Raw genomic sequence first — 25,248 nt, 5'->3', positions numbered from 1 at the left:
GTATACACCGGCACCGACAACCGGTCGCGGGTTGTACCGACCTGTACCGACCTGTTGCCGGATGGATCACTCAGGCGTGACCGTACCGTCCGTCAGCCCGTCGTACAGACCCTGGACCAACTGCCCGCCGAGCCGCCCGGCGAGGCGCAGCGCGTCCTCGAAGGCGGCCAGCGCGCGGAAGCGTTCGCCGTAGCGCCGCTGGTCGGCGAGGGGCAGCCGGGGCAGCTGGAGGCGGCGTACATCGAGCCGGGTGGCGGTGGACGCGTAGCTGCTGGCCTGCCGGTTGTTGGCGGTGCCGCGCAGGAAACCGGCGAGAAACCAGGGGTCGAGGGCGGCCGGGTCGGGGCGCAGCAGCTGGAGGTTGCGGCCGAGTGCCGCGCCCGCCGTGGCCTCGTCGACGACGCGGACGACGGAACCGCCGCCGAGGACGGGGACGATGACGTCTCCGGTCTCGATGCGTACGGGCTCTTCTTCCGTCCCCGCAGGGTTTTCGGGGAGGGTTCCGGAGGGGGCCGTACCGGCGAGCACGTCCTGTTCGGTGAGTACGGGGACGGCTCGCCCCGCGGAGGCGGTGCCCGCGCCGCCCGCGCGGAGCACCAGGGCCCCCGCGCGGGCGAATTCGCCGACGGTCGTGGCGGGCCAGGGCGGTGGTTCGGCGTGCCGGGCGGGTGCCGGGGTGAGTTCGCCCGTCAGCAGCAGGGTGTCGGCGAGCCGGTCCCGTACGCGGAGCAGCTCGGCGGCGCCGGTGCCCGCGGACGACGGCGGGAGGTGGCGCGCGGGGGCCAGGTCGACGTCGTCGTCGAGGAGTTCGATGACCGGGACGGAGCGGCTGATGCCCGGCTGCTCCTCGGCGGTGCCGCCCTGCCGGTCGAAGGGCAGCCAGGCGTCGAGTACGGCGTTCTGTACGGCCTGCCAGTCGAGCTTGTCGCGCCCGCCGCCCGCTCCGGCGAGCTCCGCGGTGTCGACCAGCAGCAGCTCGGAGAACGGTGCGGCCTGGCCGCCGCCGGGCTTGCGCAGCACCCAGAGGTGGAGCGGGATGCCGTACGGGGGCGCGGCGCCCGCGGGCAGGGCGACGACGGCCCGCAGGGCGCCGCGGCGCAGCAGGCCGGCGCGGATCCGGCGGCCGGAGCGGCGGGACGCGGCGGCGGGCGGCATCAGCAGGACGGCGGTGCCGCCGGGGCGCAGCCGGGCGAGGGCGTGCTGTATCCAGGCGAGTTCGGACTCCGTACGGGCGGGGAAGCCGTACTCCCAGCGCGGGTCGTAGGCGAGTTCGTCGTGCCCCCAGTTGCGTTCGTTGAACGGCGGGTGGCAGAGGACGGCGTCGAAGTCGCCCTGGGGGAAGGCGTCGGCACGCAGGGCGTCGCCCGCGCGGGCGTGGACGGCGGCGTCGGTGTGCAGGGCGAGCCGGAGGGCGGTGAGTACGGCGAGGTCGGGGTCGGCGTCCTGCGCGCAGAGGACGGCGGGGCGGTCGACGGCGCGCAGCAGGGTGCCGGTGCCGGCGGCGGGGTCGAGGACGGTCTCGACGGCGGACCCGCCGAGGGTGGAACCGGCGAGGGCGGCCATCAGCTCGGCGGGTCCGGGCGGAGTGAGCGTGTACTGACGGGGGTTGGCGTCCAGATACCGGCCGAGGAGGAACTCGAAGGCCTGGCGGGTGCCGACTTGGGCGGCGAATTCGGCGACGCCGCGGAGGAGGGGCACGGAACCGAGCAGCGGGTCGGTGAGGGCGAAGCCGGAGGGCGCGGGGCCCGGGCCCGGGTGCGCGACGGAGCCCGCGCCCGCGTCTGGCCCCTGGCCGCCGGAGCGGGCACGCGCAGACGGGCCGGCGGCCCGCGTGCTCCCGCTCCCGCCCCCGCCCGCAGGGCCAGACGCGGAGTCGCGCCCCTCGGAGTCGCGCCCCGCCGCCAACACCGGTCGCCCCGGGAAGAGTTCCAGCCGGTCCTCGCCGAACCGTGCCGTCAGGACCTGCTCCAGCGCGCCCGGCAGCAGCTCCGCCATCCGCTCGTCGGAGACTGCGGCCAGCTCCAGCCAGACCGGATGCCGGTCCCGTACGAGCAGCAGGGCGCAGCCTGCCTGCACCAACGCCGGTACGGCACCGGCGTGATGGTTCGCGACCAGCTGCCAGACCCGCTCGCGCAGCGGTACTTCGGCGAGTTTGCCCTGCTCGCGCAGCCACTGCTCCACCTCGGCGAGGGCGAAGGACGGACTGGTCTCGCTGCCGCCGACGGGCTTGGGGAAGTCGTCGTGCCGCCGCCGCCAGTTGCTGACCGCGGCGCGCCCCACTCCCGCCAGCCGGGCGATTCCGGCGGCGGTCACCTCGCTTGCGTTCTCCGGCACCTGTCTGACTCCCTCATCCGACCCACCGATACCCGCGTGCTGTGTCAACGAGCATAGCGGCGCAGACACAAGAGATCCCTTCACAACACGTCACCCTGTGGCCGGATAAAGATTTCATCAGTCATGTTGACTCGGTTCACAGGCTCTGGTCTTATTGACCCGTCACCACACGGGGCACTCGACGAGTCCCGAACACATCACATGTCCGGGAGGGCATCCATGTCCCACTCCATGCAGCAGCCCCAGTACGACCCGCAGCAGCCGTACGGTGCCGCTCCCCAGGGCCCCCCGCCCCCGCCCCCGCAGCCGCACCCGGCTCGTAACGGCCTCGGCACCGCGGCTCTGACGCTCGGGATCATCGGCACCGTCTCCGGCCTGATCCCCTTCCTCTTCTGGCTGGCGGGCATCCTCGGCCTGATCGCCCTGATCCTGGGCATGTCGGGCCGCGGCCGGGTCAAGCGCGGCGAGGCCGCCAACAAGGGCGTGACCACCACCGGCGCGATCCTGGGACTGGTCGCCCTGATCCTCTCGGTCGTCGGCATGGTGATCACGTTCAAGGCCGTGGACGACGCGGTGGACGAGATCAACAAGGATGTCTCCGGCTCCTCGGCGACGAAGAAGCCGACCCCGACTCCGACCCCGGCGGCGAGCGGCAAGAGCGACAAGCCCGCGGGGGGCGGGGCCGCGAAGAGCGAGCCCCCCAAGGGTGAGGAGCCGGCGGTCGAGGGCGAGACCCTGGCGGACGGCGACACGTCGATCTACGACGACGACCTGGAGGTCACCGTCTCCGCGCCCAAGCCGTACTCCCCGAGCGAGTACGCCATCGGCCACACCGCGGGCAACAAGGCCTATGTGGTGACGATCATGGTCGAGAACTCCGGCAAGGAGAAGTTCGACGCCGGCCTCTTCCTCGCCGAGGCACGCGCCGGCAAGGACGGCGTCAATGCCGAGGAGATCTTCGACGACAGCGTCGGCGAAGGCTTCAGCGGCACGATCCTGCCGGGCAAGAAGGCCACGGTGAAGTTCGCCTTCGATGCCCCGGCCGACGCCAAGGTGCTGACGGTGGAGGTCACCCCCGGCATCTCGCACGACGCCACCCAGTGGGAACTGAAGCTCTGATCAGCACCTTCAATGGGGGGAAGGCCGCCGATGGGCGGCCTTTTCGCGTACCGGGCCAGCTGTGGCTAGCCGCCGCACTGCGTGAGCATCATCTTCTTGTCCGGTGCCGTCACCGGCAGCTCGTACTTCTCCGCCACCTGCGCGAACCGCACCACGTACGCACAGCGGATCCGCTTGTCCGACGGAAGCCAGGACGCCGGGCCCGAGTCGCTCTTCGCGCCATTGGCCGGACCCGAGACCGGCAGCAGATTGAGCGGGTCGTTGGCGAGCCGCTGCCGCTTCGCCTTGTCCCAGCGGGCCGCGCCCAGCTGCCAGCCGTACGAGAGCGGGATGATGTGGTCGATCTGGACCTCCGACGCCTGCTGCTTCCGCCAGTCGATGACGGTGCCGGTGTACGGGTCGTTGAGCGTCATCGCGATGACCACGCAGTCGGAGCCGGAGCGGTAGCGGAGGCCCTGGCCGTCACGGGCCAGGAGATCGTTTCGGGTGTCACAGCCGTTCCGCGCCAGCGGGACGCCGTCGGCCGTGTCCATCCAGGCGTAGCCGAACTTGTCACGGTCGTAACCGGTCCTGGGGCCGCGGCCCTTGGTGGCGACCTGGCCGATGAGTTTGCGGGCGGCGGCCCGGTCCTGCTCGGAGGTGAGGGCGGCCAGGCCCGGCTTCGTACCCTCGGGGTTGGCGAGCGGACTGATGCCGCTGGTGGCCGAGTCTGGCGAGTCTGACGGCTTGGCATCCGCCGTCAGGCCGCCGCCTTCACAGCCGGCGAGCAGCGCGGTGGCGACGGCGACAGCCAGTACGGCGGCGAGTGGGCGCGGTATTCGGTCCCCGAGTGTGTTCACGCCCGTACAGTACTGACAGGCCCTCCGCGCATCAGACCTTGCCGATGCCCAGTGTGTTCTCCTTGGGCAACAAGTCGCCGCCCAGCACCTCGACCCACAGCGGTCCCAGCAGCTCCACCAGCCGGTCCCGGCCCGCCGCGCCGAGGGCGCGCCAGGGTGCCGCGGCCAACGCGTCCGTACGCGCCTCGACTTCGGCCCGCAGTGTCCGCCCGGCCTCGGTGGCCGCGCCGTCCGCGTCCACCAGCCCGCGCGCCGCGAGCCGTTCGCGGGCCGCGTCCCACTCCGCCTCGCTCCAGCCGCGGCTCGCGAAGGTCTCCACGCGCCGATCAGGACCGTATGGCCGCCGCGTACGACTCGGGCCGACCACCTGCACCCGAACGACGCCGGGTACCGCGCCATGGCCGAGGCCCTGGAACTCGATACTTTGTGACATGCGCGGGCCCGGCCCGGATCGAAGGATCCTGGGCCGGGCCGCATTTCGCCTGCCGATCAGTTCGACTGATTGGCGAACATGCCGGGCTCGTACGAACCCCCCGCGTTGTGCACGATCACGTTCATCCGGGTGGCCGCGTTGATCAGGGCGACCAGGCAGACCAGCGTGCCGACCTGGTCGTCGTCGTAGTGCTTGCGCAACCCGGCCCAGGTCTCGTCGGACACGCCGTGGTCGCCGAGCCGAGTGCCCTCCTCGGTGAACGCCAGCGCGGCCCGCTCGGCCTCGGTGAACACGGTGGTGTGGCGCCAGGCGGCGACCAGATTGAGCCGGAGCGCGGTTTCACCGGCGGCTGCGGCCTCCTTGGTGTGGATGTCGACACAGAAACCGCAGCCGTTGATCTGGCCGACCCGCAGCTCCACCAGTTCCCGCAGGGTCTTCGGCAGCGTCGACTGGTCCAGCGCCAACGAGGTGTTGTAGAACCGCTTGAGGACCTTCGCGGCGGTCGGGCTCTCGAACAGGTTGAAACGGAGTTCCATGACTTCGTCCTCACTCGTGAGTGTTGCGTTGCGTGCGTTGCGTGCTGCTGCGCTGAACGAACACAAGATGCCGACGACCCGATCCTTGTGACGGCGCGGAGATGTGACGTGCGCCACCGATCGCGGGTGTCACAAAGCGGTGGGGACCGGCGTCTCGTGTGTGGCGCACTCGAGAGCGAACGAACAGGAGCCAGCTATGGGCGAGCGGACAAAGGACACACCCGAGCCGGTCGCTCGTGGCAACCGCATGGACGTCACCGAGGCGTTCGTCGCCCACCGCAACCTGCTCTTCACCGTCGCGTACGAGATGCTCGGCTCGGCCGCCGACGCCGAGGACGTCCTGCAGGAGACCTGGTTACGGTGGGTGGGCGTCGATCTCGACACCGTGCGGGATCAGCGTGCGTACCTGGTCCGGATCGCCACGCGCCAAGCGCTGAGCCATCTGCGCACGCTCGGCCGGCGCAAGGAGTCCTACGTCGGCCCCTGGTTGCCCGAGCCGCTGCTGACCGCGCCCGACGTGGCCGATGATGTCGAACTGGCCGACAGCGTCTCGATGGCGATGCTGCTGGTGCTGGAGACCCTCACGCCGACCGCGCGGGCGGTGTTCGTGCTGCGCGAGGTGTTCGCCCTGGAGTACGACGAGATCGCCGAAGCCGTCGACAAGAGCCCGACCTCGGTCCGCCAGATCGCCCACCGGGCACGGGCACACGTCGCCGCGCGCCGACCGCGCGGGGTCATTTCCGCTGCCGAGACCCGCCGCGCGGTCGAGGCGTTCCAGCAGGCGATCGAAACGGGCGACCTGCAACGCCTGCTGGACATCCTCTCGCCGGACGTCGTCCTCTTGACCGACGGTGGCGGAGTCGTGCGGGCCGCGCTGGCGCCCGTTGTGGGGGCCGGCCCGGTGGCCCACGTGCTGGGCAGGATCGCCGCCGCGGCGTCGCTGCAGCCGACACAGGTCAATGGCGACCCGGCGCTGGTTGTCCGGCTCAACGGCGAGATCGACACCGTCATGGCGATGCGCATCGATGACGGCGTCATCACCGGGCTCTACGCCGTGCGCAATCCCGAGAAGCTGTCGCATCTGGAGCGGGAGACCACCTTGCGCCGCTAGCACCGCTAGCGCCGCTATGTCCGAGGCCCTTCGGAAACGGCGACGCGCCGGTCACCCCGTCAGCACCCAAAGTGGGCCGCCGTTCAGTCGGGGCAAATGAGGTCCGTGACGACGATGTCGGGGCCGGTGCCAGTACCGGTGCCGGTGCCGGTGCCGGTGCCGCCGCTGCGAAACCGCGCCGGCCGCGCACACCTGCGGCAGTAGTCGATGCCGACCTGCGACAGCAACTCCGCGCCGAGGGCCATGCCGAGGATGAGCTGCGGGGGGGGGGGGGCGTCAGTGAGCGGGCCTCAGGTACGGACGCAGCACCTCGGCCTCCGCACGGAGCCGCTCGGCGAGGTCGTTGCGGCCGAGTTGCTCGTACTCCTGCGCGGCAAGCGAGCGCTCCCGTATCTCGTTCTCGACGATCGACCGGAGGTCAGCCTCGGTGAGGTGACGGCGTTCTGCTTCTGCCGCGCCCACGCCTGCTGCGGCTCCCGCGATGTGGTCGTTCCCTGGGAGCCTGTCTATCGGGTAGTCGGCGGGCACGGCTTCGGCGTTGTCGATGGCCGCCAGGGCGGAGCGGAGTGCCGTGATGGCAACGCGTTCGCGTGCCTTGAGAGCCGCTTTCAGATCGTCACGCAGACTGGCACGCAAGGTCGGGATCCCAATCCGTGAGGAAGAGTTGCCGCACCGGCAGGGCAGCGACGATAGCAATATGGCTGTACGATATCAGGATGCCCCGGGTTGTCGATCATGATCAGCGCCGCGCCCAGATCGCGCGGGCATTCCAGCGCCTGCTCGCAGCGGAGGGGTTCGCCGGCGTCTCGTTCGCGCGGGTCGCGACCGAGGCCGGGGTCTCGGTCGGGCTCATCCAGCACTACTTCACCGGCAAGGACGCGTTGCTCCGCTTCGCCTACGAGGACGCGGTGCACCGCATGAGCGAGCGAGTGCGGCTTCGGGTGCGCAACGGTGAGGCCGCCGGGCTGCCGATCGCGGAGGTGTTGCTCGACAGCCTGGCCGAGCTGTTGCCGCTCGACGCGGAGCGGGAAGTCGAGTACCGCGCCCGCCAGGGCCTGCAGGCTCAGGCGCTGAATCACGCCGGCCTCGCCGATGTCGCGCGGCGGGCGGGCGGTGACATCCTCGGCTACGTCACCAGGGTGGTCGAGGACGGAATGGCACACGGCGAAGTCGAGTCCGATGTCGACGCCGTGCCCGCCGCCCGCCTGATCCTCGCGACCACGCAGGGCCTGGCCGATCAGGTCGCGCTCTCGGGTCCGGACGCGTTTTCGGCGCGGGACGTGCTGGGCCGGGCCATCGCCACGGTGTTCACCGGTTCTCGCGATCGCTGATCTCCCCACCGCGACGCGTCGCCGAGCGCACAGAATCCGCGCGACAGCAATATGATCGTACTGCTACGTTGGCAATATGCCCATACTGCCAACTAGTGGAGCGCACAGGCGATGACCCCACACGTAACCGTGCGGCTGAGGAGCGGTGCCGTCCGCGGTCGACAACTCGACGGACACCTCTCGTTTCGCGGGATCCCCTACGCCGCGCCCCCGGTCGGCGAGCTGCGCTGGCGCCCGCCGGCGCCGGTCGATCCGTGGCCCGGGGTCCGGGAAGCGACCGAGCCGGGGACCCCCGCGCCGCAGTTGGCCCAGTCGTTCGCTGACGTCACCTCCGTCGACGAGGACTGCCTGACGCTGGACGTCACCGTGCCGAGGGCACCGGGCACCGGGCGCCCGGTGCTGGTGTGGCTGCACGGCGGCGGCGGGACGAACGGAAGTGCCGCCACCCGCGATCCGCGGCGGCTCGCCGTCTCCGGCAACGTCATCGTCGTAACACCGAACTTCCGGCTCGGCGTGCTCGGGTGCTTCGGCTATCCGGGCCTCGCCGACGGCGGAACGTACGGTCTGCTGGACCAGCAGACCGCACTGCGCTGGGTACAGCGGGAAATCGCGCGATTCGGTGGTGACCCGGAGAACGTGACCCTGGCCGGAGAGTCGTACGGGGCTCTGATGATCGCGGCGCACCTGGTGTCGCCCACGTCTGCCGGGTTGTTCCACCGCGCGATCCTTCAGAGCGCGTTCGCGGTCATGGGCTCGACGCCGTCGCACACTTTCATTCCCGGTGTTCCGGCGCTCCCGCCGAGGTGGTCCTCAGCGGACGAGCTGGCACAACTCGGCGCCGCCACCGCCGCCGAACACGGCTGGATCACGCCAGGCAGCGATCCGGAGTCGGCACTCGCGCAGCTGCGGCGCGTTCCGGTGAAGGACTTGCTTGAGGCGTCGGGCGCCTTCATCCGCCCCTCGTTCGGCGGACCTACCCTGCCCGAGTCGCCCGAGCAGGCGCTGCGTGCCGGACGTTTCCACCGGATGCCGCTGATGCTGGGCACCACGCGCGACGAGGCGCGGTTCTTCGTCGGGCTGTTCGCCGACCTCGTCGGCAACCCGGTCACCGCGGAAAGCTACCCGAGGCTGCTGGCCGAGGCGTTCGGCGACGCGGCGGCCGAGGTCGCCGCGTGCTACTCGCTCGACCAGTACCCGACACCGAGCCTCGCGTGGGCACAGATCTGCACGGACCGGGCCTGGGCGCGACCATCCTGGGAACTGGGCCGGACCCTCGCCGCGTACACCGGCACCTGGTTCTACGAGTTCGCGGACCGGGACGCCCCGCCGATCATGCCGCTGCCCGGGTTCCCCACCGGCGCCGTGCACGCCAGCGAGCTGCTGTACCAGTTCGACTTTCCCGGCGGTCCGTCGCTGTCACCGGCGCAACGCGAGCTCGCCGACGGCATGAACCGGTACTGGGCGGCGTTCGCCGCCTCCGGCGTTCCTGCCGCCGCCGACCTGCCGGCGTGGCCCGAAGTGAGCACCGGCCACGTCCAGTCCCTGGCACCCGAACGGATCGGTGGCACCGACTACATGGCCGAGCACCGCCTCGACTTCTGGGCACGACTGCCCTGAGCGCGCCCTGGACCAGCGGTGCCGTACGGACCAGACCCAGCTGTTGATCCGCACGGCACCCTCATCCGAAGCCATGCCACGCCCCTGGATCAGGAGACGCGCTTCAGCGTCCATGCGTTGTTGCTGAGGCTGGGCACCGCCGAGTAGCGGCAGCTGCTGCTGTAGTAGGAGGCGGTCTGAATCCAGCCCGCAGGCTGGTAGGTGGAGCCGCAGGCCTGGACCACGGTGCCGACGGGCAGGCCGGTGAGCTGCTTTATCTGCTTGAGGTTCGGGTTGAAGCTCTGCGTGCCGCAGCTGCTGCTGAAGCCCCAGCTGACGTCGACGTAACCGGTCGGGGTGAGGACGCTTGAGCAGGAGGGGCTGACGTCACCGGGGGCGGCGTGGGCGGGCGCGGTGGCCAGGGCGAACATCGCTGCGGCGCCGGCGAGGGCCATGCATGTGGTGCGAAGGCGAGTCATGGTGGTGGCTCCTTCTGATCGGGGACGGCCGGTCAGGCCAGGAAGCCATTACTACGGGTGGATGATCAGTTTCGTATAGTGACTTTCAAGCCTAAAGATCCACCTCCCATGCGGATGTCCGCATCGCCCGCCGGGCAGCATTCATCGCCCTCGAGCGACGCGCAGAATCAAGGACATGACGGCGACGCTGAACCTGTGGAAGGACAAGCTCGGGGAACTCCCCGATTCCCTGTGGCACCGCACAGAACTGCGCGTGCTGATTCTGGCCGACAACCAGCTGACCGAGATCCCGCCCGAGATCGGCCGGCTGCGGCAGCTGCACACCCTCGACCTCGGGCACAACGACCTCACGACCGTCCCCGACGAGCTCGGGCAGCTCCCCGCGCTCACCGACTACCTCTACCTGCACGACAACCAGCTGACGGAACTCCCCCCGTCCCTGGGCCGGCTCACCGCACTGCGCTACCTGAACATCGGCGAAAACCACCTCACCCACCTCCCGGACACCATCGGCGACCTGGCCGGGCTCGTAGAACTGCGCGCCCAGCACAACCGCCTCACCGCGCTGCCCGACACGATCGGCAGGCTCAGCGAGCTGCGCGAACTGTGGCTGCGCGGCAACACGCTGGACCGCCTGCCCGGATCCGTCACCGGCCTGACCGAGCTGCGCCATCTCGACCTCCGGGAAAACGCGCTGGCAGAGCCGCCGGAGGCACTGGCCGAACTGCCCCTGCTCCGACAGCTCGACCTGCGGAGCAACCGCCTGCGCAGGCTGCCGGACTGGCTCACCCAACTGCCATCACTGGAGAAACTCGATCTCCGCTGGAACGACATAGAGCCGCAGCCGCGCCTGCTCGACGCGCTGGCAGAGCGCGGGTGCGTCGTCTTGACGTGAGGTTCAGGTGCCGTAGCGCTCGCGTTTCGGGGCCCGCGCCATCAGCATGTCGGCTGCCTCGGCGAGGGTGGCCGTGCCGTTGAGAACCGCGACGACGACCTCGGTGATGGGCATCTCCACTCCGTACCGCCGCGCGAGTTCCAGGATGGACCGGGACGACTTGACGCCCTCGGCCGTCTGGCTGGTCGCGGCGGTCGCCTCCGCAACAGTCATGCCCCGGCCGAGGTGTTCACCGAAGGTGCGGTTACGGGAGAGCGGCGACGCGCAGGTGGCGATGAGGTCGCCGACTCCGGCCAGGCCTGCGAAGGTGAGCGGCTCCGCCCCCAGCACCACGCCCAGCCGGGCGGTCTCCGCCAGTCCACGGGTCATCAACAGGGCGCGGGCGTTGTCCCCCAGGCCCATCCCGGCAGCCAGCCCGATGGCGAGCGCGATGACGTTCTTCACCGCGCCGCCGAGTTCGCAGCCCACCACGTCGGTGTTGGTGTAGGGACGGAAATACGGGGTGGCACAGGCGTCCTGCAGCGCCTCGGCAACGGTCTCGTCGCGGCAGGCGATCACGGAAGCGGCGGGCCGCCGGGCGGCGACCTCCCGGGCGAGGTTCGGGCCCGACACCACCGCCACCCGCTCCGACGCGATCCCAGTCACCTGTGTGATGACCTCGCTCATCCGCAGCCCGGTGTCCGTCTCGATGCCCTTCATCAGGCTGACGACGACCGTGCGCGGACCGATCAGCGGCGCCCACTGGGCGAGATTCGTACGCAGCGACTGCGCCGGAATCGACACGACCAGGCACTCCGCGCCTGCCAGGGCCTGGCCGACATCGGTGGTCGCCCGCAGCGACTCCGGCAGAGTGAGGCCGGCCAGATAGTCGGGGTTCTCGTGGCGCGCGTTGATCGCGTCGACGATCGCACCCCGGCGGCCGTACAGCACGACCTCGCTACCGGCGTCGGCGAGCACCGTGGCAAAGGCGGTGCCCCACGATCCGGCCGAGAGCACCGCTACCCGCATCGTCCTGTCCCTCTCCCTGAAATGACGGCGTCCACGCGGACCCTAACCGGCGGCTGGGCGGCCCGGTTGTCGGTCACGGTCGAGCGGTTCTCGGTCAGGCCGCATACGGGTCGGTCAGGGTCATCGGTGTGCGTGCAATGTCCAGAGCCCTCTCGGGGAAGCGGGGGCCCGCAATGTAGTAGCGCGCGCGGGTGCGGCCGACCGGTTCGAGCACGTGGGCGGTAACCAATTCGCGGAGGTCGCGCTGAGCCTGTTGCAGGCTCAGGCCTTCGGCGTGCTCGTAGCGAGAGCGGCGAACACGTCCGGCCATGGCCGCATCATGAAGAGCGGTCACTGCGCGCTCGTCGGCCCTTGAGGACCAACGGCCGGAAATCCGGCGCTAAGCCCGGAATCGCAGGTCAGGCCGACACTGTCGAAGCGCGAGATCGGCTGCACGATTTGCCGCACTCGTCAGCACGCCGGGCCTCGCAACGCCAAGTCTGAGCCTCTCCAAATCAGGTGCGGCTCACCGCCGGTGATCCGTAGCGTGGCGCTCGTGCTGCCACCGTTTCTGTCCGGCTTGCAACTGTGCAGGCTTTTCTACTTCGAAGCTGTTCGCCCGCTGCTGGACGAGGCGTGTCCGGGAGTGCCGCACGCCGCCGCGCGCGGCCGCACCGGCGGCCAGAAACCGAAGCTGACTCCGCGTCAGGCGAAGATCGCGCGGAAGATGTACGAGGAGACCGGACCCGACGGACGCCGGGTACACACCGTCGAGCAGATCGCCGCCGAGTTCGGCGTCACCCGGCCCACCATCTACCGCCATCTGGCCGGCCTTCCCGCCGCGGCACCCACCCCGTAACCGAGGCCCGTCGGCCACCGGTGACCCGTGCGCCGTGCGCACGAGTACAGGTCAAACGACGGGTAGTGCACACGACTTCAGAGCAACCCGATGCCCGAAGTCGTCTTCACACGAGGCCTTCTGCCAGGGGTCGCCGTGCAGACGACTTCGGAAACTGACACGGGCTGAACGATTTGCCGGTGTCCCAGAGAACGATCCCCTAACGGGACACCAGCTCAACCACCACCGACCGCCCCGGTCCGCTCGTGGAGATCAACTACTTGGCCCCTGGTGTCGCCGTTCTTACCAACACCCCGTGTCGGTCGGCTACACGTGCCCAGTGCCGCGACCAGCGCTAACGTTGATTTTTCGCTGATTACTACAACCGCCATATAGGGGACACGCGCGAGTATCAGTTCCGGAGCGACATCCGGCACGTGGGGCGGTAGTCCCACGCGCCGGCCGACCTCAACGCCCCACGTATCTGCGGCATTGAGGTCCGACGGCGTACAAGATCCACGAATCGGGATGATCTAGGGGGTGGGGTCATGGCGTGGGTGACGACGCTCGGTCCGCGATGGGTGGCCGCTCAGGACGTCAGCGACAGAGCTGGCCGGTCGAATACTGGGACCCGTCCGAGACGTGCAGATAACCGGTGATGCAGGAGCCCGGGTTGGTGCCGTTCCACGCGTACGTGTACGGGGTCGTCGGGACCCCCCTCACCGCGGTGAACCAGCCGCCGTCCCAGTTGCGGAACGATCCCGACTGGTAGCTGAACCGGACGGTCACCGGGTTGCCCGCCCGCTTGAAGTACCCCATGTCGACACCGGTGTTGTTGTTGATGAACCTGATGCAGATCTCGTTTCCGGCGGTACCGATGGGTGCGCACCGCGGGTAGTAGGGACTGGCGAGGGCCGGCGCGGCCAGGCCCAGCACGGCGGTCGCAGCCATCATCGACGCTCCTACGATCCCTGCAATAACGGATGAAATTCGTGACCTTCGCATGTGGACCTCCCCGATTTGGTTGTCTCGCGTCTCTGCAGTGTCGGCCGTACGTGCGGCCTTGTCTCTAGCGCAGGGCGCACAGTCGTACGCACACAGCGCACAACGACAGGTCTCGCTACCCTGGAACAGCATCGGGGGAAGCGGGGAAGCCCATGCTCACTGTGTTCGACACTGCCACGATCGCCGCACGAGACCGCCTGGAGGCCTGGCGGGAGGTCACCGCCACGTCGCTGGCACCGACGGTAATCGATAGCCCGGCACCTGAGGCGTTCACCGCCCACCTTCGCGCCATGCCGCTTGGCAACGCACAGGTCACCTCCATGGCCTACACGTCGCTGACGTCGCGGCGCTCGCCGAGGGACATCCGCAGGTCCGACCCGGAGTGCTACCAGGTCGCTCTCATCCGGGCAGGCCGACAGGGCATAGAGCAGAACGGCGCCAGCGTCGTGCTCCGCCGCGGCGACCTGGTGCTCTACGACAGCTCCCGGCCGTTCGAGGCGATTGTTAGCGGGACCTCACCAGCGGAGTCGGTGATCCTGCAGTTCCCCAAGAGGCTGTTTCCGCTGCCCGTTGATCAGGTGGCCGGTCTTTGCGCTACTTCGCTACCCGGAACCGAAGGCATCGGCAGCCTCGTCGCCGCCTTCCTCGCCTCCCTGGCCGATGGCCACACCCGCTGCACCGAACGCGACGCGCAGCGCCTCGAGATCATCGCGGTGGACCTGACCACTGCGGTGCTCGCCCACCACCTGGAGCGGGAGAACCCGCCGCTGCGCTCGCCAACGCACACCCTCTACCTGCGCATTATCGCCTTCATCGAGGAGAACCTGCACCATCCGGAGCTGCGTCCCGCCACGATCGCCGCCGCCCACCGGATCTCCTCGCGCTACCTGCACCGCATCTTCCAACAGCACCACCCCGTCAGCGTCGCCGCTCACGTCCGCACCCGCCGCCTGGACCGGGCCCGCCGCGATCTGGCCGACCGCCGCCTCGACCACCTCACCATCGCCACCATCGCCCGCCGCTGGGGCTTCTCCCGACCGGCAGACTTCAGCCGCGCCTTCCAGCGCCACACCGGCGCACCACCCCGCGACTACCGCAGCAACACCTGACCCGCCTTTCCGCCCCCCCAGTACTTGGGGGCCGTTGACGTGCTACGTGCCGTCAGCCGCCTTGAGCGCGATCTCCTGCAGGGTCTGCTTCGGCGTCTTCCCGGTGTCGTCGTGCCGAAGGCGTAGCAGAGTTTCCGCGAGAGCCATCAACGCACGTACGGCATCCGGATCTTCGAGCATGACCGGTCCGAGCGTGGCCGCAGCCTTCATGCCAGCGGTCAACGCTTTGTCGGCCGAGTCCGCACCGGTCATGAGACCGTCCAGGCCGAGGACCGCGGTCATCAACTGGACGCCCTGCAAGACCCGTTTCGGGTCGATCGGCATAGTCACAGAGGCTATTTTGCGCTTTGCAAGCGTCCCTCGCGGCCACTTCCACCCACGAGCGCGCTCAAGGCGTCGAGGAACACCTGTGGCGGTGGGAGCGGGTCACTCAGCGGGGCAGGAGTGGGCATGGTGGATGTTTCTACCCGTCATTCGGAGTCGGGGTCGCGTAGGGGGCGGCGTCCGCCGCCGAGGTCGGGCAGGGCGAACGAGTAGTGCCCGTGCACGTTGATGTGCTGCCACTGATACACCGACAGCCGGGCGGCGTCGGCGTCGAGCACCGGATAGCCCTGCGCCCGTAACGTCGCCAGCGCGTGATCCAAATACAGGGTGTTCCATAAGGTCACACAGTTTAAAACCAGCCCCAGCGCGCCGAGCTGATCTTCCATTCCCGCGTGATAAGCCCGGTAGAGCTCGCCCTTACGGCCGTGGAAGACGTGCCGACCCAGGCTGTGGCGGCCTTCCTGCAGGTTGCGCATGCCCTTGAGGTCCCGGCGGTAGTCCGGGTCGTCGACGAACGTCAACACATGCAGCGTCTTGAAGATCCGTCCGTAGGTGGCCACCGCCTCGGCGAGCTGGGTCGGCCGGCCGCCGTGTTGCAGGATCCGGATCACGTCGTGGGCGGAGATCTCCCTCGTGTGCACCGACGCCATCAGGCGCAGGATGTCCGGCCAGTGCCGGCGGACCTTGTCCAGGTCGAGCCGGCAACCCAGGCAGCCTGATGGCCGGCGTCCAGGAACCGGGCGACCATACGCGTGGCCAGCTCCGGCTTGGTGGCGAAGGTGGTGTCCTCGGCAAGGCCCACGGCGCGGCAGCGGTCGGGGTCGGAGGTCCAGGAGCGCGGAACGTAGAGTTCCCGGTCCACTGCGGCGTGGCCGCGCTTGCCTGCGTAGACCAGGTAGACGGCGACTTGGGAGTTCTCGATCCGGCCGGCAGTGCCGGTGTATTGGCGCTGGACGCCGACCGTGCCAGTGCCCTTCTTCACATCGCCGGTCTCGTCGACGACCAGCACCGCCCGGTCGTCGTGCAGGTGCTCCACCACGTAGCCGCACACGTCGTCGCGGACCTGATCGGCATCCCACTTGGCCCTGCCCAACAAGTGCTGCATGCCGTCCGGAGTGGTCTCGCCAGCCCACTCGGCGATGGTCCAGCAGTTCTTGCGTGGCAGGTCGGACAATAGACCGAGCACCAACCGCGCCGCCCTGCGCCGGGGTTCGACCCGGGCGAAGCGCCCCGCGATCCGGCCCATCAGGCCCTCGAACGCGTCCCGCCAACGGGCGGGTTCTATGCTGTGACCTGCGGCCACCGTCTCTTCGTCAGTCCACACAACTCACGATGATCAACGGTGGCCGCACCCGTCTCCACAACGCGTCAGGGTCGCGCAGTTCCGCCTGCCGTCCTGAGTCAGGAGGACATGTGCAACGTGGTGAAGTCTGGTGGGTGGAGTTCGACGAGCGGCGGCTGGTCGTACTGCTGGCGGCAGACGACGCGTCCAGGATCCGGGCGATGCAGGTCGTCACTCCTGCGGGCGTCGACATCAGCGGTCTGGGCGTCGAAGTGCAAGTAGGCGCCATGGAAGGACTGCCCTTTGAAGGCGTGCTGCGGTTCGCGTTCCCGCACCCGGGCTTTACCCCCTGCACGTGGCTGACCACCGTGTCCCAGGACGACCTGATCGAGCGGGCGGGCGTCCTGTCCTCCGCGAAGCTCAGCGCGATTGAGGACGCCCTCCGTCTCAGCGAACAGGTGAAGGAACGGACGCCGCGACAACCGCGAAGCTCAGCGAGATAAGGGACGCCCTCCGTCTCGGTGAACTCGGGTAGGCGGAGAGGCGCCACTCACCATCGAGATCACGATCTACGGCTGGAGTACTAGAGGACGTGATGCAGCTTCCGCTATCGTGACGTAACGGCGTTACGGCTGGGTGCTTTGCGTGCTTGCGGTCGGCCGCCATGACGATGAGCGCTTGGACGAGCACCGGTGTCCGGCCGAGGAGGCCCCCGGGCCCTACCAACGACGAGACCGTAGACGAACGCGGGCGGCTCAGTGCGATGAGCCCACATGGGTGCCTGCTCAGGAGACGCCCCGGCCGTCAGTGACCATCGGCGTTGATGTCAGAGGTAGATGTCAAAGGCTCCGGACCATGATCGGTCCGGCTATTGGCTCGTGGCCCTGGCAGGAGTCGAACCTGCGACACCCGCTTTAGGAGCGAGGTGGGGCGAGTTGGTGCCTGACCTGCGGCATGCCGACTTCGCCAGACGCGGGCTGAGTGCACTGCTGGCGGCCGCGGTTCCCCTTGGCTCCCCGCTCGATCTGGCGCGGTTGTGGCACGGGGAACTTCTGATCCGTAGCTCTAGCCGGATCGGTCAGCGACGAGCATACCGGCCGCTACGAGGCCCCGGAGAAAGGTAGCGGACGGGGGAGGGTGATGGGGTTGCGGTACGGCGCTCCTGTACAGCCGACCGCTTCGTCCCGAATCAACTTGGGCGGGCGCTCGACCTTGGGCTGGGTGCCTCCCACCTGCTGCGACGGCCCGCAGGTGTGTGGGGTTGCCCGCCGTTGTATGTAGGCGCTATCACGCAGTTGCACACTCACCAGTTTCGGCAGAAGCACATGACCAGGTACTTATGAGGTCTCTTGGTCAATTGAAAGTTGTCCAACAACGCCGTCGTAGAGTGGATCGAGAGCCAATTCGAACTTGGTTAGTTCTCCCATCCTAAGCAGGGCGTCGATTTCGGGTAGCGCAGAATCTAGATCATCTAGAAGGACTGCTTTGCAGTGCGAGATGCCCTTTGAGAGGCCACTAGTATCCCACTCTTCCACTTCCTTTCGAATGGATTCGATTCCGTGGATCTCTTTCCTTGACAGCCAGGATCTAACCCTGACGTTCATTTCGCTGCTTCTCGCGAGATTGCGCGAAAGGGCATACTTGCATACCGCCGAGCAGGCGCGCCATGCGCTCTTCGCGGAGAGGTTTTGGATCGTTGCAACAGTGGCGCTAGCGAAATTTTCCTCTTCACTTTTGTGCAACTTGCTACCTGTGGCGCATGTCAGGATGTGCCCTAGGGCGAGCAGCTCTTGGAGTACGCGGTCAAGATATTCCTCGTCCACCGTCAATCGAGAACCAATGGTGATTCTGTCTGCGTTAGGACTGTCAAGCTTCTGGATCACCGTGGTGTACAAGTGGTTTACCACTCCGCCCGTATGGACGATAAGGTTCCTCCGTGCGAAGGACTCCCTGATCAGTGGCCACTCTACGGGAAGGGTATCCATTGACAAGCCACCCGAGGTGCGCTTTAGCCACTTGTCCCAGGCGTCGATGCTGTCGCGGAGTAGGCCTGAGATTCGCCGCTCGATTAGATATTCTCGCGCGTCGTCGAGGGTGGAAAACTTGGCGAGCTCTTGGAGAGTGAAGGCGTAGTCGGAGTCATTGAGGGCCGAGCTGTTCACGCTATAGATGGCCCTAGCTATCTGCCCAAAGAGAACCTCGAATGACGAAATTGCCGAGACGAGCAATGATTTCCTTAGGAGCTCCTCGCTAGATCCCGCCCTAGTCCTCATCATGCCCTCGGCTATGGAGCGTTGAATAGCTGACCCGATGACACCATTTTGGATCTCAATCGAGAGGGCGGAGGTATTATCGCCAGGCTTAGGCCGGCCTTCGGCTTGGTCGGCTGCCGCGAATATCGTGGCGGCGATTTTCTCTAGATAATCCGCGTACTCTTCGCGTTCGCTATCCGTCAACTGTGCAACGATTCTCCTGCGCAACTGGTCGGCTAGCTCTTCATCCTTGACTGCCATCTCGGGAATGATGGAGCGGTTGATTTCAATGATCGAGTACATTTGCGCAACGTACTCGTCCGACATCATTCGTAGTTTTGATGCCGGCGTGCCAAATCCGACGCCGGCTGAGAATTTAGCCATCTACCGCCTCCCAAGATTCGGCGTTCCCTTCGCCTGACGGGACTTTACCGTGATCGACGCTGTACTGAAAGTTACGAGGTTGGCGGAGTGGCTTTGGGCGGGAGCTGCCATGGGGCGAGAGATCGGGGCCCGTAAGCTTGCGGCGACTCGGGCGGTCTGTGGACCTGCCCGCTACGTAATGCCCGATGTGGGCCCCGATCTTCGAGGCTCGCCCCATGGTGGCTGCCTAAAGCCGCGGAGCCGACCGCCCCAGCCACATCGGGGTTCACCCCATCAAACCCTTCGCCGTTGGCGTGCGGCCGGCGGCCGGGCCAGAGCGGGGCGAAGACAGGAGCGCGGCCCGAGTCGCCGGGCTGCGCGACGCCGCGCTGTGCGCGGCGGATGCGCCTTGAACCCGTGATGAAGGTTGTAACTCAGTGGCTAGTGAGGTCTATGCCAGCGTCGTAGCTCGACCGCGAAGAGCGGAGAGGACCGAGATGGAACCTCGCTCCGACCCCGTTGAGAGCTGCCAGATTTGGTCCGTCGTTGGTCCGTGCGTGCTGATCAACAGCGGCACAGGGTGAGACACGGTGAGACAGCAAGCCGAGAGGCGGGGTGCCGGACTCAGCCCGGCACCCCGCCTCACCTGCGCTTTGTTTGAGCTGGGCAGTCTCAATGGCTCCTGCCTCCGAGGGCCGTTTCAGGGCACTTCGGCTTTCAAGACCGTTCCCTTAGGCCGCTCGGTCCATCTCAAGATCGGGCATGCTCTGCTGTAAGGCCTGCCGCTCGGAGCGACCTGCCCGACCAACCCCACCGCGCACTCTCCTCGATCGGCGAGCCTTCACTCCGGACAAGGACGCCATGTCGCTTCTCCGCATAGCCGTGGCGCTGCGCCCTACACCCAGCGGGCCAGGGTCTCGGGTCAGCGGTGTACCGCAGTGAGGCATGAGGGCCTTCGTCGTTCGGTGTAGATGTCGCAATCCACACCGCACCCCGAGGCCCTTACTCAATCAAGATCACTCGCCAGCGATCGCTGCCGCCAATCTCCACGGGTAGAACACCTGACACGGGATCCAGTAGGCGGAACGCTCCCCTACGGCTACGACCCCAAGATCGTCGTCAGGAACTCCCCCGTCCACCCCAGCAAGCCCCGCCCCACCACCGGCTTCCCGCCGATCTTGCCCGTCGTCGGGCGCGGCACCAGGATCTGGTGTGCCGGCGCCTTGATAACCGTCCGCGGATACAGCCTCTGCAGCCGCAGCTCCTGCGACTCCCTCAGCTCCACCGGCGCGAACCGGATGTTCGGCCCCTGCAGCACGATCTCGCCCACCCCGCACGCCCGCGCCAGCATCCGCAGCCCCGCCACCAGCAGCAGGTTCTCCACCGGCTCCGGGAGCGGGCCGTAGCGGTCCACCAACTCCTCGCGGACCGACTTGATGTCGTCCTCCGTCGTTGCCGACGCGATCGCCCGGTACGCCTGCAGCCGCAGCCGCTCACCCGGCGCGTACTCGTGCGGGACATGCGCGTCGACCGGGAGCTCGATCTTGACCTCCAGCGTGGGCTCCTCCTCCACGCCGCCCTCCATCTGCGCCCGGTAGTCCGCGACCGCCTCGCCCACCATCCGTACGTACAGGTCGAAACCCACGCCCGCGATATGGCCCGACTGCTCCCCGCCCAGCAGATTGCCCGCGCCGCGGATCTCCAGGTCCTTCATCGCCACGTACATACCCGCGCCCATCTCCGTGTGCTGGGCGATCGTCGCCAGCCGCTCGTGCGCGGTCTCGGTCAGCGGCTTCTCCGGCGGGTAGAGGAAGTACGCGTAACCGCGGTCCCGACCACGGCCCACCCGCCCCCGCAGCTGATGCAGCTGCGACAGACCGAAGTTGTCGCCGCGCTCCACGATCAGCGTGTTCGCGTTCGAGATGTCGATGCCCGACTCGACAATCGTCGTCGACACCAGCACGTCGAACTTCTTCTCCCAGAAGTCCACGACCACCTGCTCCAGCGCCGCCTCCCCCATCTGCCCGTGCGCGATCTGGATCCGCGCCTCCGGGACAATGTCACGCAGCCGGCTCGCCGCCCGGTCGATCGACTCCACCCGGTTGTGGATGTAGAAGACCTGGCCCTCGCGCAGCAGCTCCCGGCGCACCGCCGCGCCGATCTGCTTCTCCTCGTACGGGCCGACGAACGTCAGCACCGGGTGGCGCTCCTCCGGCGGGGTGGTGATGGTCGACATCTCGCGGATGCCCGTGACCGCCATTTCGAGCGTACGAGGGATGGGGGTGGCGGACATCGTCAGTACGTCGACATTCGCGCGGAGCTTCTTCAGCTGCTCCTTGTGCTCGACGCCGAAGCGCTGCTCCTCGTCCACCACGACCAGACCCAGGTCCTTGAACTTGGTCTCCGAGGAGAACAGCCGATGCGTGCCGATGACGATGTCGACCGTGCCGTCCCGCAGGCCCTCCAGCGTCGCCTTCGCCTCCGTGTCCGACTGGAAGCGGCTGAGCGCCCGCACATTGACCGGGAACTGGGCGTACCGCTCGGAGAACGTCCCGAAGTGCTGCTGCACCAGCAGCGTCGTCGGGACCAGGATCGCGACCTGCTTGCCGTCCTGGACCGCCTTGAACGCCGCCCGTACCGCGATCTCCGTCTTGCCGTAGCCGACGTCGCCGCAGATCAGCCGGTCCATCGGGACCGTCTTCTCCATGTCCTCCTTGACCTCGGCGATCGTGGAGAGCTGGTCGGGCGTCTCCACATACGCGAACGCGTCCTCCAGCTCGCGCTGCCACGGCGTGTCCGGCCCGAACGCGTAGCCCGGCGCCGCCATCCGCGCCGAGTACAGCTTGATCAGGTCCCCGGCGATCTCCTTGACCGCCTTCTTCGCCCGCGCCTTCGTCTTCGTCCAGTCCGCGCCGCCGAGCCGGTGCAGCGTCGGTGCCTCGCCGCCCACGTACTTGGTGACCTGCTCCAGCTGGTCGGTGGGGATGTACAGCCGGTCGCCCGGCTGGCCGCGCTTGGCCGGGGCGTACTCCACCAGCAGATATTCGCGGGTCGCGTTCTGTACGGTGCGCTGCACCATCTCGACGTAACGGCCCACGCCGTGCTGCTCGTGGACGATGTAGTCGCCCGCCTCAAGCGTGAGCGGGTCGATCGTCTTCCGGCGGCGCGTCGGCATCCGCTGGCCGTCTCTGCCGGCCGCCTTCTGGCCCGTCAGGTCCGTCTCCGTCAGGACAGCGAGCTTCAGGCCGGGGTCGATGAAGCCGTAGTCGATCGAGCCGCACGACACCTGGACCACGGACGGAGCGATCTCGCCGAGGTCGGGGACCAGGCGCGCCGGGATGCCCTCGCCGCTGAGCACCTCGGCGGTACGGGCCGCGGGGCCGTGCGCCTCCGTCACGTACACCGTCCGCCAGCCGTCCGCCAGCCAGCCCTTGGTGTCGGCCAGAGCGCGCGCGGTGTCGCCGCGGTACGTCTCGGGGGCGCGCATGCCCAGCTTGATGGTGTCCACGGACACCTCTTCGTCCGCGGCGAAGGGCGAGATGGACCACCACATCATGCCCAGCTCGCGCGCCCGCTCCCGTACGTCCGCGATCCCCCACAGCGAGGCCGCGCCGACATCGATCGGGGCCTCGCCGCCGCCCGCCGTCGCCGCCCACGACGCCTGCAGGAACTCCTGGCTCGTCGCCACCAGGTCCGCCGCCCGCGTCCGTACCCGCTCGGGGTCGCAGACCACGGCCATGCTGCCCGCGGGCAGCACGTCCAGCAGCAGCTCCATCTCGTCCACGAGGACCGGCGCGAGAGACTCCATACCCTCGACGGCGATCCCCTCGGCGATCTTGCCGAGCAGCTCGCCCAGCTCCGGATGCAGCTCCGCGAGCGCGGCGGCCCGCTGCCGTACGTCCTCGGTCAGCAGCAGCTCACGGCAGGGCGCCGCCCACAGACCGTGCTCCGCGACCTCCAGTGAACGCTGGTCCGCGACCTTGAAGTACCGGATCTCCTCGATGTCGTCGCCCCAGAACTCCACCCGCAGGGGATGCTCCTCGGTCGGCGGGAAGACATCGAGAATGCCGCCGCGGACCGCGAACTCGCCGCGCTTCTCGACCAGTTCCACCCGGGAGTACGCCGCTGCCGCGAGCGCGTCCACGACCTGGTTCAGATCGGCCTGGGTGCCGGTGCGCAGCGCCACGGGCTCCAGGTCGCCGAGCCCCTTGACCTGCGGCTGCAGTACGGAGCGGATGGGCGCGACGACGACGGAGACGGGTCCGGCCGCCGGGTCGTCGGACGAGGGGTGGGCCAGCCTGCGCAGCACCGCCAGGCGGCGGCCCACGGTGTCGGAGCGCGGCGAGAGCCGTTCGTGCGGCAGGGTCTCCCAGGAGGGGAACTCGGCGATGCCCGCCTCGGGCAGCAGCGAGCGCAGCGCGGCCGCCAGATCCTCGGCCTCCCGCCCGGTCGCCGTGACGGCCAGCACCGGGCGTCCGGCCCGGCGCGCCAGCGCGGCGACCGCGAAGGGGCGCACTGCGGGCGGGCCGACGAGATCGACACGCATACGGCGAGCTTCACCGGCGGCCTTCACCGCTTCGGCGAGCGCCGGGTCACGTACGACGGCATCGAGCAGACCGTGCAGGCTCATGAAGGGCTTCCATCCGGGGCGCGTGTGGGGTGGCGGGTGTGGAGTGGGGAAACGCGAGAGGCCCGACACGTCGAACGGGCCGGGGCATCCAAGCCTACGACGCTCCTGTGACAGTCGCTCGGCTACCGTCCGGACACAGAACGTGCCTGTCAACCCCTTGTAAACGTTCCGTCACACAGGCATGATCAGGCTCCCTGACGCAGGAGCCGGCCGAGCGGCCCCTGTTCGACCGGCGTCCACTGTTGGGGCCCCACCGCAACCTTGGGAACGGCCCCGCGGCGACCCCGCGCAGGCCGCCACCTCGCGCCGGCCGCTCTCCGCCGCTCGCTCTTTCGCTCTGTCACTGACACGTGCCATCTCCCCAGTCAGTCCACAGTCCCCCATACCCAGTACCCAGTCCCATGTGCCCCTGGGATGTTTCGGAGCCAACCCTCATGAACCACGAATTGTCACGAAGATCCGTTCTCAGAGCCACCGCGGGCGCTGTCCTGCTCTCCTCGGGCGGACTCCTCACCGCCTGCGGCAACGTGGCGGGAAGCGACCCGAAGCCCGACGCCACCGTACGGATCGGCTATATCTCGCCCGTCACCGGTGCCGCTGCCGCCTTCGGCGAGCCCGACGCCTACCTGCTGAAGAAAGTGCGCGAGGCCTTCGCCGACGGCCTCATCATCCACAGGAAAAAGCACAACGTCGAGATCATCAGCCGGGACAGCCGGTCCAGCCCCCAGCAGGCCGCGCAGGCCGCCGCCGAGCTCATCGGCACCCAGAAGATCGACCTGATGCTCGTCTCCTCGACGCCGGAGACGGTCAACCCCGTGTCCGACGCCTGCGAGGCCGCGCGGATCCCGTGCGTGTCGACCGTCGTCCCCTGGGAGGCCTGGTACTTCGGCCGCGGCGCGACGGCCGCGGAGCCGTTCACGTACACGTACCACTTCTTCATCGGCACGGCGGACTTCGGCGCGGCGTACGCCTCCCTGTGGAAGGGGCAGGTGAGCACCAATGAATCGGTCGGTGTGATGTGGCCGAACGACCCCGACGGCAAGGCGGTACGGGAGGGCCTCGGGCCTGTGCTGGAGAAGGCGGGCTTCACCCTCGTCGACCCGGGCGCGTACGAGGGCGGGGCGCAGGACTACTCGGCGCAGATATCCCGGTTCAAGAAGGACGACGCGGAGATCTTCAACAGCTTCCCGCTCCCGCCCGACTTCGCCGCCTTCTGGAAGCAGGCGCGCGCGGAGGGCTACCGCCCCAAGATCGCCTCGATCGCCAAGACCGGTCTTTTCCCCTCGCAGATCGAGAGCCTGGGCGAACTGGGGATCGGGCTGACCGCCGGATTCTGGTGGACACCCCAGTTCCCGTATTCCTCCACCCTGACCAACCAGACGTCCGAGGAACTCGCCGCCGACTACGAGAAGACAACCGGCAAGCAGTGGAACCAGGTCATGGGGTCCAATATGGCGCTCTTCGAGGTCGCCGCCGACGCGCTGCGGAAGGTGTCGGACCCCAAGGACCGCGAGGAGCTGGCGGAGGCGCTGGGCACCGTCAGTCTGACGACGATCGTGGGACCGCTGGACTGGCAGGCAGGGCCGGTGAAGAACGTCTCGGCGGAGCCGCTGGTGATGGCGCAGTGGCGCGAGAGCTCCAAGGGCTTCTCCGTGACACCGGTCATCGTCGACAACAACGCCTCCAGGGACATTCCGCTGGGCGGCACTCTGGAGTCCCTCCGCTGAGGTGACTGGCGGGAACGCCAGTGGTCCCGGTGCGAGAGCCGCACCGGGACCACTGGTA

The 25,248-nt window shown here is 68.4% G+C and carries 22 protein-coding genes and 2 pseudogenes; 9 read left to right on the top strand and 15 right to left on the bottom strand.

Annotation, left to right across the window (positions count from 1 at the left end; genetic code table 11):
• Positions 1-66: 66 nt before the first annotated feature.
• Positions 67-2,334 (bottom strand): N-6 DNA methylase, encoded by a 2,268-nt coding sequence (locus ACIHCQ_RS19895; protein WP_399663745.1) that lies wholly within the window; start codon positions 2,332-2,334, stop codon positions 67-69.
• A 219-nt stretch (positions 2,335-2,553) separates the two neighbouring features.
• Between ACIHCQ_RS19895 and ACIHCQ_RS19890 the strand changes: the two genes are divergently transcribed.
• Complete coding sequence (locus tag ACIHCQ_RS19890; RefSeq protein ID WP_399663743.1) at positions 2,554-3,453, top strand: DUF4190 domain-containing protein; 900 nt, start codon at positions 2,554-2,556, stop codon at positions 3,451-3,453.
• Positions 3,454-3,518: 65 nt separating this feature from the next.
• On the opposite strand, the gene ACIHCQ_RS19885 is transcribed toward ACIHCQ_RS19890, so the two are convergent.
• The 3 genes and pseudogenes from ACIHCQ_RS19885 to ACIHCQ_RS19875 all read right to left on the bottom strand — a co-directional run bounded on the left by ACIHCQ_RS19885 (position 3,519) and on the right by ACIHCQ_RS19875 (position 5,261).
• Complete coding sequence (locus ACIHCQ_RS19885; RefSeq protein WP_399663977.1) at positions 3,519-4,271, bottom strand: HNH endonuclease family protein; 753 nt, start codon at positions 4,269-4,271, stop codon at positions 3,519-3,521.
• Positions 4,272-4,323: 52 nt separating this feature from the next.
• A pseudogene (locus ACIHCQ_RS19880) lies at positions 4,324-4,608 on the bottom strand (hypothetical protein); the annotation flags it as partial.
• A 173-nt stretch (positions 4,609-4,781) separates the two neighbouring features.
• Complete coding sequence (locus ACIHCQ_RS19875) at positions 4,782-5,261, bottom strand: carboxymuconolactone decarboxylase family protein (protein WP_399663741.1); 480 nt, start codon at positions 5,259-5,261, stop codon at positions 4,782-4,784.
• Positions 5,262-5,457: 196 nt separating this feature from the next.
• Between ACIHCQ_RS19875 and ACIHCQ_RS19870 the strand changes: the two genes are divergently transcribed.
• Entirely contained in the window at positions 5,458-6,372 is a 915-nt protein-coding gene (locus ACIHCQ_RS19870) for an RNA polymerase sigma-70 factor (protein WP_399663739.1), read from the top strand.
• Between the two features lie 83 nt (positions 6,373-6,455).
• On the opposite strand, the gene ACIHCQ_RS19865 is transcribed toward ACIHCQ_RS19870, so the two are convergent.
• Together ACIHCQ_RS19865 and ACIHCQ_RS19860 are read right to left on the bottom strand one after the other, a co-directional pair.
• Positions 6,456-6,617 carry a hypothetical protein gene (locus tag ACIHCQ_RS19865; protein ID WP_399663738.1) on the bottom strand — a complete coding sequence of 54 codons (162 nt, stop codon included), beginning with the start codon at positions 6,615-6,617 and terminating at the stop codon, positions 6,456-6,458.
• 31 nt (positions 6,618-6,648) lie between these two features.
• Entirely contained in the window at positions 6,649-7,008 is a 360-nt protein-coding gene (locus ACIHCQ_RS19860) for a GatB/YqeY domain-containing protein (protein ID WP_399663736.1), read from the bottom strand.
• An 80-nt stretch (positions 7,009-7,088) separates the two neighbouring features.
• Between ACIHCQ_RS19860 and ACIHCQ_RS19855 the strand changes: the two genes are divergently transcribed.
• The gene (locus ACIHCQ_RS19855; RefSeq protein ID WP_399663734.1) at positions 7,089-7,703 is read left to right on the top strand and encodes a TetR/AcrR family transcriptional regulator; all 615 of its coding nucleotides are present in this window, start codon (positions 7,089-7,091) and stop codon (positions 7,701-7,703) included.
• A 111-nt stretch (positions 7,704-7,814) separates the two neighbouring features.
• The gene (locus ACIHCQ_RS19850) at positions 7,815-9,320 is read left to right on the top strand and encodes a carboxylesterase/lipase family protein (protein ID WP_399663732.1); all 1,506 of its coding nucleotides are present in this window, start codon (positions 7,815-7,817) and stop codon (positions 9,318-9,320) included.
• Between the two features lie 89 nt (positions 9,321-9,409).
• Here the strand turns inward: ACIHCQ_RS19850 and ACIHCQ_RS19845 are convergent, their stop codons facing one another.
• Positions 9,410-9,778: a hypothetical protein gene (locus ACIHCQ_RS19845; protein WP_399663730.1), complete on the bottom strand. Its 369-nt coding sequence runs from the start codon at positions 9,776-9,778 to the stop codon at positions 9,410-9,412.
• Between the two features lie 175 nt (positions 9,779-9,953).
• On the opposite strand from ACIHCQ_RS19845, the gene ACIHCQ_RS19840 reads away from it, so the two are divergent.
• Positions 9,954-10,673 carry a leucine-rich repeat domain-containing protein gene (locus tag ACIHCQ_RS19840; RefSeq protein ID WP_399663728.1) on the top strand — a complete coding sequence of 240 codons (720 nt, stop codon included), beginning with the start codon at positions 9,954-9,956 and terminating at the stop codon, positions 10,671-10,673.
• Positions 10,674-10,676: 3 nt separating this feature from the next.
• Here ACIHCQ_RS19840 and ACIHCQ_RS19835 read toward each other — a convergent pair whose 3' ends face one another.
• Together ACIHCQ_RS19835 and ACIHCQ_RS19830 are read right to left on the bottom strand one after the other, a co-directional pair.
• Complete coding sequence (locus tag ACIHCQ_RS19835; RefSeq protein WP_399663727.1) at positions 10,677-11,681, bottom strand: NAD(P)H-dependent glycerol-3-phosphate dehydrogenase; 1,005 nt, start codon at positions 11,679-11,681, stop codon at positions 10,677-10,679.
• 94 nt (positions 11,682-11,775) lie between these two features.
• Positions 11,776-11,991, bottom strand: coding sequence for a hypothetical protein (locus ACIHCQ_RS19830; RefSeq protein ID WP_399663725.1), 216 nt, complete (start codon positions 11,989-11,991; stop codon positions 11,776-11,778).
• A gap of 225 nt (positions 11,992-12,216) precedes the next feature.
• On the opposite strand from ACIHCQ_RS19830, the gene ACIHCQ_RS19825 reads away from it, so the two are divergent.
• Entirely contained in the window at positions 12,217-12,519 is a 303-nt protein-coding gene (locus tag ACIHCQ_RS19825; protein WP_399663723.1) for a helix-turn-helix domain-containing protein, read from the top strand.
• A gap of 576 nt (positions 12,520-13,095) precedes the next feature.
• On the opposite strand, the gene ACIHCQ_RS19820 is transcribed toward ACIHCQ_RS19825, so the two are convergent.
• Positions 13,096-13,452: a hypothetical protein gene (locus tag ACIHCQ_RS19820; RefSeq protein WP_399663721.1), complete on the bottom strand. Its 357-nt coding sequence runs from the start codon at positions 13,450-13,452 to the stop codon at positions 13,096-13,098.
• A gap of 203 nt (positions 13,453-13,655) precedes the next feature.
• Between ACIHCQ_RS19820 and ACIHCQ_RS19815 the strand changes: the two genes are divergently transcribed.
• Positions 13,656-14,612: a helix-turn-helix domain-containing protein gene (locus tag ACIHCQ_RS19815; RefSeq protein WP_399663719.1), complete on the top strand. Its 957-nt coding sequence runs from the start codon at positions 13,656-13,658 to the stop codon at positions 14,610-14,612.
• Between the two features lie 42 nt (positions 14,613-14,654).
• On the opposite strand, the gene ACIHCQ_RS19810 is transcribed toward ACIHCQ_RS19815, so the two are convergent.
• The 3 genes and pseudogenes from ACIHCQ_RS19810 to ACIHCQ_RS19800 all read right to left on the bottom strand — a co-directional run.
• Positions 14,655-14,936: a hypothetical protein gene (locus tag ACIHCQ_RS19810; protein WP_399663717.1), complete on the bottom strand. Its 282-nt coding sequence runs from the start codon at positions 14,934-14,936 to the stop codon at positions 14,655-14,657.
• A gap of 146 nt (positions 14,937-15,082) precedes the next feature.
• Positions 15,083-15,586 carry a Tn3 family transposase gene (locus ACIHCQ_RS19805; RefSeq protein ID WP_399663715.1) on the bottom strand — a complete coding sequence of 168 codons (504 nt, stop codon included), beginning with the start codon at positions 15,584-15,586 and terminating at the stop codon, positions 15,083-15,085.
• Between the two features lie 47 nt (positions 15,587-15,633).
• Positions 15,634-16,182: pseudogene (locus tag ACIHCQ_RS19800) on the bottom strand (IS701 family transposase); the annotation flags it as partial.
• Between the two features lie 167 nt (positions 16,183-16,349).
• On the opposite strand from ACIHCQ_RS19800, the gene ACIHCQ_RS19795 reads away from it, so the two are divergent.
• Positions 16,350-16,721, top strand: coding sequence for a type II toxin-antitoxin system PemK/MazF family toxin (locus tag ACIHCQ_RS19795; RefSeq protein ID WP_399663713.1), 372 nt, complete (start codon positions 16,350-16,352; stop codon positions 16,719-16,721).
• 834 nt (positions 16,722-17,555) lie between these two features.
• Here the strand turns inward: ACIHCQ_RS19795 and ACIHCQ_RS19790 are convergent.
• The gene (locus ACIHCQ_RS19790) at positions 17,556-18,854 is read right to left on the bottom strand and encodes a hypothetical protein (RefSeq protein WP_399663711.1); all 1,299 of its coding nucleotides are present in this window, start codon (positions 18,852-18,854) and stop codon (positions 17,556-17,558) included.
• A gap of 1,078 nt (positions 18,855-19,932) precedes the next feature.
• Complete coding sequence (gene mfd / locus ACIHCQ_RS19785) at positions 19,933-23,463, bottom strand: transcription-repair coupling factor (protein WP_399663709.1); 3,531 nt, start codon at positions 23,461-23,463, stop codon at positions 19,933-19,935.
• Positions 23,464-23,897: 434 nt separating this feature from the next.
• Between mfd and ACIHCQ_RS19780 the strand changes: the two genes are divergently transcribed.
• Positions 23,898-25,190 (top strand): ABC transporter substrate-binding protein, encoded by a 1,293-nt coding sequence (locus tag ACIHCQ_RS19780; RefSeq protein ID WP_399663708.1) that lies wholly within the window; start codon positions 23,898-23,900, stop codon positions 25,188-25,190.
• Positions 25,191-25,248 lie beyond the last annotated feature (58 nt).

The sequence above is a fragment of the Streptomyces sp. NPDC052236 genome (assembly GCF_044548015.1).
Classification (GTDB): Bacteria; Actinomycetota; Actinomycetes; order Streptomycetales; family Streptomycetaceae; genus Streptomyces.
The sequence above is the reverse complement of the archived record's forward strand: the minus strand, read 5'-3'. Positions and strand labels throughout refer to the sequence as shown.